11 protein-coding genes are annotated in these 15,012 nt (G+C 33.7%); 10 read left to right on the forward strand and 1 reads right to left on the reverse strand.

The features are described 5' to 3' along the window. Nucleotides 1–3 precede the first annotated feature (3 nt). The 3 genes from L0669_RS02950 to L0669_RS02960 all read left to right on the forward strand — a co-directional run bounded on the left by L0669_RS02950 (nucleotide 4) and on the right by L0669_RS02960 (nucleotide 4,115). Nucleotides 4–1,635, forward strand: a complete 1,632-nt coding sequence (locus L0669_RS02950; protein WP_263761189.1) for a hypothetical protein — start codon at nucleotides 4–6, stop codon at nucleotides 1,633–1,635. Nucleotides 1,636–2,139: 504 nt separating this feature from the next. Then, on the forward strand, nucleotides 2,140–3,120 hold the full coding sequence (locus L0669_RS02955) for a helix-turn-helix domain-containing protein (protein ID WP_263761191.1): 981 nt from the start codon (nucleotides 2,140–2,142) through the stop codon (nucleotides 3,118–3,120). 2 nt (nucleotides 3,121–3,122) lie between these two features. After that, nucleotides 3,123–4,115, forward strand: a complete 993-nt coding sequence (locus tag L0669_RS02960) for a helix-turn-helix domain-containing protein (protein WP_263761193.1) — start codon at nucleotides 3,123–3,125, stop codon at nucleotides 4,113–4,115. Nucleotides 4,116–4,206: 91 nt separating this feature from the next. On the opposite strand, the gene leuS is transcribed toward L0669_RS02960, so the two are convergent. Beyond that, a complete protein-coding gene (gene leuS / locus L0669_RS02965) occupies nucleotides 4,207–7,074 on the reverse strand; it encodes a leucine--tRNA ligase (protein ID WP_263761195.1) in 2,868 nt (955 codons plus the stop codon). 272 nt (nucleotides 7,075–7,346) lie between these two features. On the opposite strand from leuS, the gene L0669_RS02970 reads away from it, so the two are divergent. From L0669_RS02970 to L0669_RS03000, 7 genes are all read left to right on the forward strand, one after another. Beyond that, a complete protein-coding gene (locus tag L0669_RS02970) occupies nucleotides 7,347–7,694 on the forward strand; it encodes a winged helix-turn-helix domain-containing protein (protein WP_263761197.1) in 348 nt (115 codons plus the stop codon). 94 nt (nucleotides 7,695–7,788) lie between these two features. Then, nucleotides 7,789–10,344 (forward strand): TonB-dependent receptor, encoded by a 2,556-nt coding sequence (locus L0669_RS02975; protein WP_263761199.1) that lies wholly within the window; start codon nucleotides 7,789–7,791, stop codon nucleotides 10,342–10,344. 467 nt (nucleotides 10,345–10,811) lie between these two features. Continuing rightward, nucleotides 10,812–11,687 (forward strand): cell division protein FtsX, encoded by an 876-nt coding sequence (locus tag L0669_RS02980; RefSeq protein ID WP_173970353.1) that lies wholly within the window; start codon nucleotides 10,812–10,814, stop codon nucleotides 11,685–11,687. Nucleotides 11,688–11,773: 86 nt separating this feature from the next. Next, the gene (locus L0669_RS02985) at nucleotides 11,774–12,028 is read left to right on the forward strand and encodes a DUF3098 domain-containing protein (RefSeq protein ID WP_173970354.1); all 255 of its coding nucleotides are present in this window, start codon (nucleotides 11,774–11,776) and stop codon (nucleotides 12,026–12,028) included. A 107-nt stretch (nucleotides 12,029–12,135) separates the two neighbouring features. Next, a complete protein-coding gene (locus L0669_RS02990) occupies nucleotides 12,136–12,933 on the forward strand; it encodes an undecaprenyl-diphosphate phosphatase (RefSeq protein ID WP_263761201.1) in 798 nt (265 codons plus the stop codon). Beyond that, nucleotides 12,933–13,634: a tRNA pseudouridine(55) synthase TruB gene (gene truB, locus L0669_RS02995; protein ID WP_263761203.1), complete on the forward strand. Its 702-nt coding sequence runs from the start codon at nucleotides 12,933–12,935 to the stop codon at nucleotides 13,632–13,634. Before L0669_RS02990 ends, truB begins: the two co-directional genes overlap by 1 nt. An 81-nt stretch (nucleotides 13,635–13,715) precedes the next feature. Continuing rightward, entirely contained in the window at nucleotides 13,716–15,008 is a 1,293-nt protein-coding gene (locus tag L0669_RS03000; protein WP_263761205.1) for an Ig-like domain-containing domain, read from the forward strand. Nucleotides 15,009–15,012 lie beyond the last annotated feature (4 nt).

Genomic DNA, 15,012 nt, shown 5'->3' on the forward strand with positions numbered 1-15,012 from the left:
ACAATGAAAAAGACACTTTACTCATTTATAATAATAGTTTTTGCTATAACCCAGTCTTTTGCACAAACGGATGCTCCGTTAGTAATAGGCGGACAGCAAAAAGGAGAGCCTAATGCAACGGTCGAAATTATCTCAAAAGGCGGAACGAAAGGGTTTATGCCTCCTCGTTTAACATCGGCACAAGTAATTACGCTTACACAAAATTTAACTGCTACATCTGAAGGCTTAACTGTTTTTAATATCGATACTGATTGCCTGCAATACTGGAAAGGTGCAAAATGGAGTGATTGCAGTACTTACTCTAATGCTGAATTAACTTTTGATTGTTCAGCCAGCTCTATAAAAGGTTCGTACAGTTTAGATAAAGTGGTAAGTGATAATGAGTACATGGAAGTTAAGGTGAATGTAACGAAAAGCGGACCTTTCTCTTTTTACTCAGATAGTAAAAATGGAGTACGTTTTTATTTAACTACAATTTTAGAAACAGGTTCTCATATAGTACAGGTTCCTGCAGTAGGAACACCAAAAGCAGTTGGGGATTTTACATACAATTTATTTGATCAGGCAGGAAATGCAATTTGTGCAGGGAATGCAAATTTTAAAACAACGGTAATTGATAATACCGCTAATTTTACCATAAAATGTAGCGAAACTGCAATCGTTGGCAGTTTTCATGATAATGTCGCAGCCGACATCCAGACATTAGTAGTAAAAGTAGCGGTTTCTACTGCCGGTAATTATAATTTAAAAACCAACACTGTAAATGGTTTATGGTTTGAAGGCAGCGGAAATGTTAATTTTGGAACTACCGAAATTATATTAAATGCTAAGGGTATTGCCAATACCATAGCTGGAGACACTGGTATAAGAACTTTTACTTTGCAGGATAAAGATGGCGTAAGCTTAGGTTGTACAGCAACAACCTCATTAATGGCAGCCAAAGCGGTCTTTACTGTGAATTGTAACAGTGCCATTATGGAGGGAACAGATAAAATTTTTATTCCGGATTACGTTTTTAGAGATGTTGACAAACTTACAGTAACTATAAATGTAACCAGAACTGGACCAATAAGTTTGTTTACAGATCCCAGCCAGCCAGTGGTATATAGTTATATAGGAAACATTGATAAAACAGGCAATCAAACAATTACTATGAAACCAACTATAGAAAAACTTAACTATCATGGTCCATGGGATACAAGCGGTTCGCCTCGTATGTTCTTTACACTTAAGTTTTTCAATTTTGATACAGATACATATTGCTCAACTCCTTTGTTTTACAGAATTTGGGATTATGTAGCGCAATACAAATTTTTAAACACATTAGTACCCACTGACATACAAACCGACCAATTTAATTTTGATAAAGTAAAACTTTTTGTCCCTATCACAACTCCAATTGGACTTGTAGTCCCTATTAATTTTACCAGCCAGGGGATGATTAATTGTAAAGGAACTGCCGCCGGACTTACAATTTCGTTTTCAGGTACTGGTGGAGGAAATTATGGAGACACCACTTTCAATGCTTTAACCATTACCGGAACATTAACCAGTACCGGACTTATAACATTCCCTATGTATGATCAGTTAACCGGTAAGTTTTTAGGAGGTTTTACAATTAATTTTAAAGGATAAGCACTTGGTTTAACCTAATAATACACGACAATTTTTTTAAATTCATTGTTTTCTTTTATTGTTGTGCAGGTGAGGGAGCGACTGACTCCCTCACTTTTATTATATACATTCACAACAAATTTCTGCTTTTATCTATAATACTGCAAACAAAAAAATCCAGAAATATTCATTATACTTTTTATCCATTTAATTGTTTTTTAATATTAAAAAAGAATAAAAATTCAATCTTCAACAAATGAAATTTCTTTACAAGAAAAATAAAATCCTGCTATTACAGATTAACCAAAACAGTTTATTTTTTTTTACAAATAGTTTATATCTTGCTGAAATTAAGTAAATTAGACATTATTTACTATATCTTAAATATATTATATTTTTTTGTTTGATATCCTGCAAAAGCTTGTAGAAAAATCCCCTAATAAACGCAAGCCACAATAGAGATTGATTTAGAAATAACTTTTTAAACAGTAAACGAACTCAATTATTTCATTTTTAATCTGGAGTATGAAAAAAATAACTCATTATTATGGAGCAGATTTAAGCTGGGTAGAAAATTTAGCCGAAAAATACGAAGGCTATGTAGAAGGTAATTTCGTGAGAGTTCCTGAGCATATTCATACCGGGGTTCGATATTTTCTTGACTGTGGTGACGGCATTATTGCCTGGTATGTTGATGTTAATTACAAGCAGGATTTACATTTAATTCAAATTAATAAAGTAAATGATTTTATAGGTCTTTATTATAACTTAACAAAAGGTCATGCAGTTGTAAATATTGGTGAAGTTTCCGAAGAAGTGGGCAAACTAGATTATAATTTACTGGTAATAGATAGCACACTACAGCCTGAATACTATGTAAAAGAAGGCAGCAGCACTTATGCACTTTGTATATTTATAAAAAAAACACATATCGAAAGATATCTTAAAAAAAATAATGTTCTTCTTAAACGCATTCAAAAATTAATGGACCCAAAAGAAAACACCTTTATTAAGTTTGACCGAATGACTGATGAAAGTTTTCATATTTTAACTGATTTACGAAAACACGAAGTGGGCGGATTATCATTTAACCTTAACTTATCCGGAGCTGTAAATTTGCTTATATCTGAGTTTTTAAGAAAAATGACAAATGAAAAAGTGACAATTCAGACTGTCAATAAAGCTAATCTGGATGGAATTATAAAGTCGCAGTCCTGGATGATTGATAACATCGAAAAAAGCTTTCCAAGCATTAAAAAGATTGCCGCACAAGCCAATATGTCTGAATCTAAATTTAAAATTTTATTCTATAAAGTGACAGGAGAAACACCAAATGTTTTCTTTATGCGCAACAAACTTATCAGATCAAAGGAATTGCTTGAGGAGAGACGGCTTACAATCTCTGAAATTTCAGATAAATTAAATTTTTCAAACCATTCTTATTTTACTATTAAGTTTAAAGAGAAATTCGGGATGTCTCCAAAAAGATTTTTAACTAAACTATAATTATGAGAGCAGTTAGTCTTACTTATTCCCACAAACCGGATTGGTTTTATAAACTCGCAAACGAAACTGATGCAGAAATAAAAGACGAAAAAACAGTACATATATCTGAAACATTTGGCAATGGCCGTTTATATTTTACGCCGGTAACGCCTGAAATTTCCAGTCTTTTTGTAGATGTTTTATTTACTATCCCGATACAACTGACAAGATACCCAACAGAGGAAGATTTTTATATTATTCATTATGACTTAAGTGATTCTGCCAATATTATTCAGGTTGGTAATGTAAGGCACAAAATTGGTCACACTGTAAATTCAGGAATGCTGGTTCTCGAAAATAAAACCCTGAATACGTTCGAGCCCGCAGTAGGTAAACCACAATTTATGCTCATTTTGCTTGTTAACAAAAGTTTACTCAACAATATAATCGAAAGTGCTGCTGATTATAAAAATGGAAATGCAAAAATTAAGGTAGCAGAAAAACAACTTTTCTTTTACGATTATGTCGAGAGTAACAGTAAAGTACTAATACGCTCTCTAAAAAACCGAATTATTGATGATACATTTGACACTTATATAAAAGGAATTACCTTAAAACTACTGGCTAATTTTATCAACAGATATTCTAAAACCTCCAAAGATCATCATCTTACCCATGCAGAAATACACGGCATGAATGAAACCATACAATACATGCAGGATAATTTGTATGGCTTATTTCCTTCTGTTTTAGTTTTGGCAGAAATAGCAGCTATGTCTATTTCTAAGTATAAATTTTTATTTCAAAAAATGTTTGATGATACTCCAAATCATTATTTCATTAAAAGAAAAATGGAACTCGCCAAACAGCTTCTGGAAAGTGGTGATTATAACACCATAGCAGAAGTTACCCACAAACTGAAATACGTTAATTTAAATCATTTTAGCCATATGTATTCTACATTTTACAACAGAACACCTACCGATGATTTTATAAAAAATGACACCATAAATTAAGGCATTAAAACATTACCTATAAAGACAAAAAAATCCCAAACCCCAATCGTAAAATTGGAATTTGGAATTTTTAATATTGGAATTTATTCGGTTATCCAACCAAATTAATAATCTTTCCAGGAACAATAATCACTTTATTTGGTGTTTTACCATCTAACTGACGTAGTGTTCTTTCGTCTTTCATGATGATTTCTTCGATTTGTTCTTTGGTTAAATCCAAAGGCAATTCGATCGTGAAACGCATTTTACCATTGAAAGAAACTGGATATTCTTTATTCGTTTCTACTAAATGTTTGGCTTCAAAAACCGGGAACGAAACTTCAGACATAGAAGTTGCGTGTCCTAATTGCGACCATAACTCTTCAGCGATGTGCGGTGCATAAGGCGAAACCAAAATTGCTAAAGGCTCTAAGATTGCTCTTGAATGACAATTTTGAGTCGACAATTCGTTTACACAAATCATAAACTGAGAAACTGAAGTATTGAAAGAGAAACTCTCGATATCTTCGGCTACTTTTTTGATCGTTTTATGTAATGATTTTAAGTTGTCTTTTGTTGGTTCGTCGTTGTTTACGATTAAACCGTTATTTTCGTCAAAATACAATCTCCATAATTTTTTCAAGAAACCAAATACTCCAGAAATCCCTGCGGTATTCCAAGGTTTAGCTTGTTCTAACGGCCCTAAAAACATTTCGTACAAACGCAATGTATCAGCTCCGTATTCGTTACAAATATCATCCGGAGTTACTACGTTATAATATGATTTCGACATTTTTTCGACTTCACGACCTACAATGTATTTTCCGTTTTCATCAAAAATAAACTCAGCTGTATTAAAATCTTCTCTCCAGGCTTTGAATTTTTCGATATTTAATTCATCTGAAGAATTTACAAAATGAACATCAACGCGAATTGGCTGTATATTTTGACCTTCAATTTTATTTTTAGATACAAAAGTATTTGTTCCTTCTAATCTGTAAACATAAGCCGTTGTACCCAAAATCATTCCCTGATTGATCAGTTTTTTGAATGGTTCTTCGGTTGGAGCAAAACCTTTGTCTTTTAAGAATTTGTTCCAGAAACGAGAATATAATAAGTGCCCGGTTGCGTGTTCGCTTCCTCCAATGTATAAATCTACACTTTCCCAATACGCCAAAGCTTCTTTACTTGCCAATTCAGTTTCGTTATGCGCATCCATATAACGCATCCAATACCATGAACTTCCTGCCCAACCTGGCATAGTGTTCAATTCTAATGGAAAAATCGTTGCATGATCTACTAAATCTGTATTGACAACTTTATTATTTTTTGTGTCCCAAGCCCAAACTGTTGCGTTTCCTAACGGAGGCAAACCATCTTCGGTTGGTAAATATTTCTCTACTTCAGGCAAGATAATTGGCAAATGCTGCGCATCGATCATCTTTGGCAAACCATTTACATAATATACCGGGAAAGGTTCTCCCCAATAACGCTGACGAGAGAAAACGGCATCACGCAAACGGTAATTTGTTTTTCCGGTTCCTTGTCCTATTTTCTCTAAAGCCGTAATCGCAGCCTGAGTTGCTGTTTTATAATTTAATCCGTTTAAGAAATCAGAATTTGCGATTTCGATATTGTCTTTAGATCCGTAAGCTGCTTCAGAAATATCAACATTAGCGAAGATATTCTTGATTTCCGGCATTCCGTTTTGACCTTTAAAGAAATTAGTAAAAGCATAATCTCTTTCGTCTCCACAAGGAACCGCCATTACAGCACCAGTTCCGTAGCCTGCAAGAACATAATCTCCAATCCAAACCGGAATTGGTTCTTTTGTAAAAGGATGTTCTGCATAAGCTCCGGTAAATACTCCCGAAATTGTTTTTACATCGGCCATACGCTCACGCTCTGAACGTTTTGCTGTTTTTTCGATATATTCTTCAACTGCTGCTTTTTGTTCCGGAGTTGTAATTTCAGCCACCAAAGGATGTTCTGGCGCCAAAGTCATAAAAGTAACTCCAAAGATTGTATCAGGTCTTGTCGTAAAAACTTCGATCACTTCTTTATGATCTTTTACATTAAAAGTCACTAAAGCTCCAACCGATTTTCCGATCCAGTTTCTTTGAGATTCTTTAATAGATTCGCTCCAGTCGATATCATTTAAACCTTGAAGCAAACGTTCTGCATAAGCCGAAATTCGCATGCTCCATTGTGTCATTTTTTTACGAATAACAGGATATCCTCCACGTTCTGAAACTCCGTTTACAATTTCGTCATTTGCCAAAACAGTTCCTAAACCAGGACACCAGTTTACTTCGGTTTCAGCCAAATACGTCATTCTGTATTGCAAAAGGATTTTTTCTTTCTGATCGTCTGAATACGATTTCCATTCTGCTGCGGTAAAAATGGCAACATTATCATCGCAAACTGCTTCAACCAAAACATTTCCTTCTTCTTCAAAAACTTTTACAAGTTCTGAAATTTCAAAAGCTTTGCCTTGTTTTTTGCAATACCACGAATTGAATAATTGGATAAAAATCCATTGTGTGTGTTTATAATAATCAGGATTTGACGTACGTACTTCACGACTCCAGTCAAACGAAAATCCAATTTTATCTAATTGTTTTCTGTATCCTGCAATTTGTTTTCCTTCTTTATCTACTCCACCGTCAATATTTACACGCGTTGTATCTTCCGGACGTTGTCCTGTTTGTATCGCGTATTGCTCTGCCGGTAATCCGAAACTGTCGTAACCCATTGGGTGCAAAACATTGAAACCCTGATGTCTTTTGAAACGAGAATAAACATCTGAAGCGATGTAACCCAGCGGGTGCCCAACGTGTAATCCTGCTCCTGACGGATAAGGAAACATGTCCAGAACATAATGCTTTGGTTTTTCAGAATTATTTTTTGCAGCAAAAGTTTGGTTTTCTGCCCAATACTTTTGCCATTTTTCTTCGATTTCGTTTGGATTGTATTTCATTTCTAAGGTTCAAAGGTTCAGAGTGACAAAGGTTCAAAGACTTTTTCACTAATTAATTATAAACCGCAAATTTACGTTTATTGTGGATTGTACCAAAGTAATTTTTTTAGATTAAAAAATGTGATAAAAATCATTCTTTAAATATCCGTAAATAATCAAATTTGCACTCTACTATTTAAGAACGGAATTGGACTTTTTAAACACTTTTATTGTTTGAAGAATAATTTTACTAAAAATAGAGTATTTTTAAAGATGTTTTTTAATGTGTAAAAATGGAAAATAATAAAAAATATTCTATCGAAGTACGTCTTTGGATTGAAGAAGCTGACGGTCCTTTTTTAGGAATTGGAAAAATCTGGTTATTAGAAAACATTCGAAAAACCGGATCGATTACAAATGCTGCTAAAGAAATGAAAATGGCGTATCGCCAGGCGTGGCAATTGGTCGAAGAAATGAATCAGCGTGCCGAAAGTCCTTTGGTCGAAAAACTTCTTGGTGGAAAAGGTGGAGGCGGCGCAAAACTAACTGAAGCGGGTGAAAAAGCCATAACCGTTTTTTATGAAATCGAAAAACGAATTAAAGATTTCGCCCAAAAAGAAACTCAAAACCTAAAGTTTTAAAATCGTACCCTATTTTATAAAAAAATTAAGCCGAAAATATTCTTTTAAATCTATCAGTATTCATTTTTAAACACACTGAATAATAATTACAATCATGAAAATTCAACTTTACCTTTTTCTGTTTCTCATAAGCTTTACTGGTTTTTCTCAGGTAGAAAAGTCAAAAACACCTCAGGATAGCATCAAAAAAGAAGAATTAAATGAAATTGTAATTACAGCTTCTCGCCGTTCCGAAAAAATAATGCGTTCACCTATAAGTATCGAACAGTTAAAATCGGCGGAAGCCAAAATAATGGGATCAGCAAGTATTTATGAAGCGCTTGAAAATGTAAAAGGCGTACAGATTATTACGCCAAGTTTAGGTTTTAAGGTTATCAATACAAGAGGTTTTGCCAACTCAACCAATGTACGTTTTGCACAATTAGTAGACGGAATCGACAATCAGGCTCCACATTTGGGCGCGCCAATTGCCAATGCATTAGGTGCCAACGATCTTGATATTGATAAAATAGAAATTATTCCGGGAACGGCTGCTGCTTTATACGGAATGAACGCTATAAATGGTCTGGCAAATATTCAGACTAAAAATCCATTTGAATATCAGGGTGTCAGCATTCAGCAACTAACCGGAGTAAATCATGTTGGTAATATTGATCGGTTTTCACCGAAGTTGTATTCGCAGTTTAATATGAGATTTGCAAAAGCTTTCAATGAAAAATTTGCCTTCAAAATTAATGCTTCTACTACAGGCGGAACGGATTGGGTTGCGGATGACCGAACTGATTTGGCACCCAACGCAAATGCTTCGACCAATTTATACGGCGCAAACAATCCGGCTTATGACGAAGTAAATGGTTACGGAAATGAATCGGCAAACAGAAAAACATTAAACCTGAATGGCAAAAATTATGTTGTTGCCAGAACAGGATATCGCGAAACAGACATTACAGATTATGACATTAAAAATTACAAAGCTGATGTTGGTTTTTATTTCCGTCCGAAAAAAGACCACGAATTGGCGCTGACTTATAAAACAGCATTAATTAATACCATTTATCAGCGTTCGAACCGTTTTAGATTGGATAATTATACTTTAAACCAAATTGCGTTAGATTACCATACGCCTGTTTTTCAGGTAAAAGGATATGCTACTTTCGAGAATACCGGAAATTCATACAATCTTCGTTCTCTTGCCGAAAACATGGATCGCGCTTATAAATCAGATGATCAATGGTTTGCCGATTACTCGACTGCTTATAAAAATGCCATAACCAATGGAGTTGCGGTTGCCGATGCACACAAAATAGCCAGAACATCTTCTGACCAAGGTCGTTTTGAGCCGGGAACAGCAGCGTATAATGAGAAAAAAGAACAATTAATAAATATAAACAATTGGGATTATGGTGCTGCACTTCGAGTAAAATCGACTTTGGTTCATGCCGAAGGTTTATTCAATTGGGATAAAGCTTTCTCTACTTTTTTCGAAAAAATAGACGCAAAATTATTGAGCGGTTTCGATTACAGAAATTATATTATTGTACCTGACGGAAACTATTTTATCAATCCGGTAAATCCTTCTGAAAATTTAACGTACCAAAAAACGGGTGCTTTTACCCAATTGAAGAAAGATTTTTTAGATCGAAAAATAAGTCTTGGTGCAACAATAAGAATGGACAAAGCCGATTATTTCAATACAAAATTTACGCCTCAATTTACAGCCGTTTATGCTCCTAAAAACGAAATCAGCTTTAGAGCCTCCTATCAAAACGGTTATCGTTTCCCGAGTATTTTTGAAGGCTTTTCGAACGTAAATAGTGGCGGTGTAAAACGTGTTGGCGGGCTCCGAATCATGTCTGATGGTATTTTTGAGAATTCATATACCAAAGCTTCAATTGATAAATTTCAATCGCAGGTAAACAGCGATGTAAATACCTTAGGAATTACTCAGGCGCAAGCTATTGAAAAGAACAAAAACACGATTCAGAAAAACCCTTATACATATTTACAGCCTGAATTTGTTAATTCTTTCGAATTTGGTTTTAGAGGAATTGCCCTGAAACAAAATCTTTTTATTGATGCTGATTTCTATTACAACTCGTATAAAAATTTCATTGCACAAGTCGAAGCAAGTATCCCAAATACTAAAGATCCTAATCAGATTCCGACCGCATTATATTCTAAAAATTCACAAAATAGATATCGTTTATGGACCAATTCTAAAAGCAAAATCTACAATTACGGAGGAAGTTTAGGTCTAAAATACCGTTTTGATCCAACTTTCACCGCTTTAACCAATGTTACTTATACCAAACTCGACAGAACTGATGATAAAGATGGTCTCGAGGACGGATTTAATACTCCTGAATTCAATATCAACGGAACTTTAATCGTAAACAATATCTGGAAAAATCTTGGTGCAAGTGCAACGGCACGTTATCAGAACAATTTTGATTATGTTTCTTTTCTAGTCAGCGGAACGGTTCCTGCTTATTGGTCGATGGACGCACAGATCAACTACAATTTCAAAAAAACAGGCCTTACTACGAAACTTGGCGGAACTAATATTTTAAACAAAACCTATAATTCTATCTTGGGAGGTCCGTCAATTGGCGGATTGTATTATTTATCATTGGTTTGGGAAACGAAGTAATTTGAAATAGGGAACTTAACTATTGACATTAACCGCAAAGCGCGCAAAGTTTTTTAAATTTTGAAGGCTTTGTAAAAACACAAAGTTCGCAAAGCTGAATGTTAATTAACTTTGTGTGAGTCTTTGTATAATCTGTAGTAAATTTTTCTAAGTTCTATTTTCCCCAAAGCTTTGCGAACTTTGCCTTTTTCAACATAATCTAAACACAATCTGTTATAAAGACTTTGCGCACTTTGCGGTAAAATCAAATTTTAAGATCAACAATTGCAAAGCTTGAGAACTAAAGCTTTTTATTTTCTTTACGACTTTGCGTCTTTGCGTGATTAAAAAATAAAGCTTTGCGGCTAAATAAACTTTTTATTCAACATCTAATTGTACATTTATAGTACGAAAGTCAAAACTTTGATCGTTATTAACTTCAAATAAAGAAATTCTTTATTATTTTTACCACATAATTTAAGCAAACTATGAGTTCTAACTTTGATAAATTTCAAAAGCGCAGGTTAATTTCCTCTTATTTTTCGGTTGTACTAAGTGTATTCCTGGTTTTATTCCTTTTGGGAGTACTAGGATTATTCATTATTAATTCTAAAAAATTGGCCAATGATTTTAAAGAAAAAATTGCAATGACAGTTTTCTTTAAAAATGAAGCTAATGATAGTGTGATAAAAGCATTTGACACTGAATTGAAAAGAGCTCCTTTCGCAAGATCTTATGTTTATGTTACCAAAGACAAAGCAGCAAAAGAACACACCGATATTATTGGAGAAGATTTCCTGACCTTTTTAGGAGAAAATCCTTTATTGAATTCATACGACATTCACTTAAAAGCAGATTATGTTGAGAGAGACAGCATCGTGCAAATCGAAAGTAAATTGCGTAAAAATACCATGATCGAAGATATCGTTTACGACAAACAATTGGTAAATCTGGTAAACGACAACATCAAAAAAGTAAGTATGTGGATTTTGATTATTAGCGGTTTCCTTGCTATAATCGCTGTTTTATTAATTAACAGTTCATTACGTTTATCGATACATTCTAATAGATTCATCATTAAAACCATGCAAATGGTGGGTGCAACAAAATCGTTTATTCGTAAACCTTTTGTAACACGTAGTGTAAAACTAGGAATGTTAGGCGCAGGATTGGCGATCATTGCCTTGATTGGTCTTTTATTTTATGTAGAAACTAATTTTCCTGGTTTAGGTATTTTAGAAGATAAAGTCTTAATTGGTTTGGTATTATTAGCCGTTTTTGGACTTGGAGTTTTAATTACCTGGGTAAGTACACATTTTGCAACACAACGTTTCCTGAACTTAAGAACAGACGATCTTTATTAAAAAAGTATTCAGTCTCAGCTTTTAGTTTACAGTAAAAAAGATAATTCATATAAATAGAGGATTGCTTCGTTCCTCGCAATAGTAAGATGAAAAACAATAACAATACAGAACAACAGCCACAAAAACAAGAATTTCTTTTTGATGGTATTAACTACAAAATTCTATTAATCGGAATTGGGGTTATCGCATTAGGCTTTATTTTAATGTCTGGCGGAGGAAGTAAAGATCCTAATATTTTTAATGAAGATGTTTTTAATTTCAGACGTATTCGTTTGGCTCCAACTACTGTTTTAATTGGTTTTGGAATTACGATTTATTCTATTTTCAAAAAATCTAAATAGACTTTCTTTAGACTGCTTAGACAATTTAGATCTTTAAGATTATTAGATTAATCTCTTTAAAAAAGTCTGACATCTAAGAAGTCTAATAATCTAACAATCTAAATTAAATGAATACTTTACAAGCTATTGTTCTTGCCATAATTGAAGGAATTACAGAGTTTTTACCTGTTTCTTCAACTGGCCACATGATTATTGCCTCTTCTTTTTTTGGTATTGCCCACGAAGATTTTACTAAACTTTTTACCATTGTTATTCAACTTGGTGCAATCCTTTCTGTAGTAGTTTTATACTTTAAACGTTTCTTTCAAACACTTGATTTTTACTTTAAGCTTTTGGTTGCTTTTATTCCGGCCGTAGTTCTAGGTTTATTATTAAGTGATTTTATTGATGGTTTATTAGAAAATCCGGTTACTGTAGCGGTTTCGCTTTTAATAGGAGGATTAATTTTATTGAAAGTTGACGAATGGTTCAATAATCCAAATACTGCTGAGACTTCGCAGGAAATCACCTATTTACAAGCTTTTAAAATTGGAATGTTTCAATGTCTGGCGATGATTCCGGGAGTTTCACGAAGTGGAGCCAGTATCGTTGGAGGTATGTCTCAAAAATTATCCAGAACAACAGCTGCTGAATTCTCTTTCTTTTTAGCTGTACCAACAATGTTGGGTGCAACTGCAAAAAAATGCTACGATTATTATAAAGCAGGATTCGAATTATCTCATGATCAGGTTAATTTATTAGTTATTGGTAATGTTGTTGCATTTATTGTGGCACTTTTAGCGATTAAAACTTTTATTGGCTTTTTAACTAAAAACGGATTTAAAGTTTTTGGTTATTACAGAATAATCGCCGGAATCGTTTTATTATTGATTCACTTTTTCATTCATCCCCTTACCATAATATAATGACGCCTGAAGATTATTTAAACGGACAAGTTTTATTGATAGACAAACCTTTAAAATGGAGTTCGTTTCAAGCTGTCAATAAATTAAAATATCTATTGATTAATAAAGTTGGACTTCCTAAAAAGTTCAAAATTGGCCACGCGGGAACATTAGATCCTTTGGCGAGCGGATTATTATTAATTTGTACCGGAAAATTCACTAAAAGAATCACCGAATTACAAGGTCAGGCAAAAGAATACACAGGAACTTTTTTCATTGGAGCCACTACTCCATCCTATGATCTGGAAACCGAAATCGATGCAACTTTTCCAACTTCGCATATCGACGAAGCTTTGATTCATGAAACTGTAAAACAATTTTTAGGAGAAATCGATCAAAAGCCACCTATTTTTTCGGCTATTAAAAAAGATGGTGTTCGTTTATACGAACATGCACGTGCAGGAGAAACCATAGAAATTGCAAGCAGAAAAACTACTATTCACGAATTCGAAATTACAAGAATCGCATTGCCTGAAGTAGATTTTAGAATTGTTTGCAGTAAAGGAACTTATATCAGATCAATAGCTTATGATTTTGGAAAAGCAATGAATTCAGGATCGCATTTGACCGTTTTACGCCGAACTAAAATTGGCGATTATGACGTAAAGAATGCCATTGATGTTACTTTATTTGAGGAAAGTCTGCAATCTGATTCAAAATAAAAAGCCCTTTCAGAATCAGTCAATAAATTGGTATCATTTCTTTTTTTTATACTTTTAGGTATATGCTTTAAAAACAAGAATATGAAAAATCTCTTTTTGACATTGCTTACTGTCTTTGGTTTATCTTCTTATAGCCAAAATCAAAAAATTGTTTCTGTCGATATTGATCATTTTTGGAATGCTTATGATAAAATCAGCAACGAAAAGGACACTTTAAAACAATACCAAATTTTTAAAGAACTTTATATCGACAAAGGAACTCCAGGTTTAAAAAGTTTAATTGAGGTTCGAAATTATACGCTCAAAGAATATGTCGATGCAATAAATAAATATCCCGAATTCTGGAATTCACTAAGGCCAAATACATTAAATGTAAATGAGCTCTGTCCTGAAATTGAAACTGCAATTGACAAACTACAACACGCTTATCCTGATTTAAAACCATCAACTATTTATTTCTCTATTGGCGCTTTTAGAACAAACGGCACGATACAAAATGATCGTGTTTTAATTGGAAGCGAATTGAGTCTCGCAGACGAAACTACGTTCATCAACGAACTTCCTAAATGGAGACAGCCTTTTTATAAAGAATACAATCCAAGAAAAAACATCGCATTATTATGTACGCACGAGTATGTGCATACGCAGCAAAAAGAATTAGTCGAAAACCTACTATCAATGTGTTTGTACGAAGGTGTTGCTGAGTTTATTTCATGTCACGCAACAGACGAAAAACCAAATACTCCTGCGATCGAATTCGGTAAAAAGAATCAGCAAAAGGTAATTGATCAATTTATTACTGATTTGTACATTATCAGCAATAACTATAACTGGATGTGGGGTGAAAACAAAAACAGTTTAAAAGTAAGAGATCTTGGTTATTATATTGGTTACGAAATCTGTGAACGCTATTACAACGCTGCAAAAGACAAAACAAAAGCCATAAAAACTCTTATCGAACTGGATTATCATAATGAAAAAGAAGTTGAGAAGATTGTTGATGCTGTAAAATTATTTCCGGAAAGCGTAAAGAAACTAAAACAGAATTATGAGAAACAGAGACCAACTGTTGTATCTGTATCAGCTTTTAAAAACGGAAGTCAAAAAGTAAAACCGGGCATAACCGAAATTACGATTACATTTTCTGAACCATTGAACGGACGCAATACGGGTATTGATTTTGGTCCGCTTGGCGAAAATTATTCTCCAAAAATAAATCCTGAAAAAACCTGGGCACCGGATATGAAATCCTGGACTTTTAAAGCAGATCTAAAACCAGATCAGCACTATCAGATATTAATTTCGGATAATTTCAGAAAACAAAACGGAACAAGATTAAAACCATATTTAATAGAATTTAAAACGCTCAAATAGAAAG

It is taken from the genome of Flavobacterium bizetiae, from assembly GCF_024271895.1.
Taxonomy (GTDB): domain Bacteria; phylum Bacteroidota; class Bacteroidia; order Flavobacteriales; family Flavobacteriaceae; genus Flavobacterium; species Flavobacterium bizetiae.

Coding starts and splice junctions, on each gene's coding strand:
- L0669_RS02950 (WP_263761189.1), top strand. CDS start 4: ATGAAAAAGACACTTTACTCATTTATAATAATAGTTTTTGCTATAACC.
- L0669_RS02955 (WP_263761191.1), top strand. CDS start 2,140: ATGAAAAAAATAACTCATTATTATGGAGCAGATTTAAGCTGGGTAGAA.
- L0669_RS02960 (WP_263761193.1), top strand. CDS start 3,123: ATGAGAGCAGTTAGTCTTACTTATTCCCACAAACCGGATTGGTTTTAT.
- leuS (WP_263761195.1), bottom strand. CDS start 7,074: ATGAAATACAATCCAAACGAAATCGAAGAAAAATGGCAAAAGTATTGG.
- L0669_RS02970 (WP_263761197.1), top strand. CDS start 7,347: ATGGAAAATAATAAAAAATATTCTATCGAAGTACGTCTTTGGATTGAA.
- L0669_RS02975 (WP_263761199.1), top strand. CDS start 7,789: ATGAAAATTCAACTTTACCTTTTTCTGTTTCTCATAAGCTTTACTGGT.
- L0669_RS02980 (WP_173970353.1), top strand. CDS start 10,812: ATGAGTTCTAACTTTGATAAATTTCAAAAGCGCAGGTTAATTTCCTCT.
- L0669_RS02985 (WP_173970354.1), top strand. CDS start 11,774: ATGAAAAACAATAACAATACAGAACAACAGCCACAAAAACAAGAATTT.
- L0669_RS02990 (WP_263761201.1), top strand. CDS start 12,136: ATGAATACTTTACAAGCTATTGTTCTTGCCATAATTGAAGGAATTACA.
- truB (WP_263761203.1), top strand. CDS start 12,933: ATGACGCCTGAAGATTATTTAAACGGACAAGTTTTATTGATAGACAAA.
- L0669_RS03000 (WP_263761205.1), top strand. CDS start 13,716: ATGAAAAATCTCTTTTTGACATTGCTTACTGTCTTTGGTTTATCTTCT.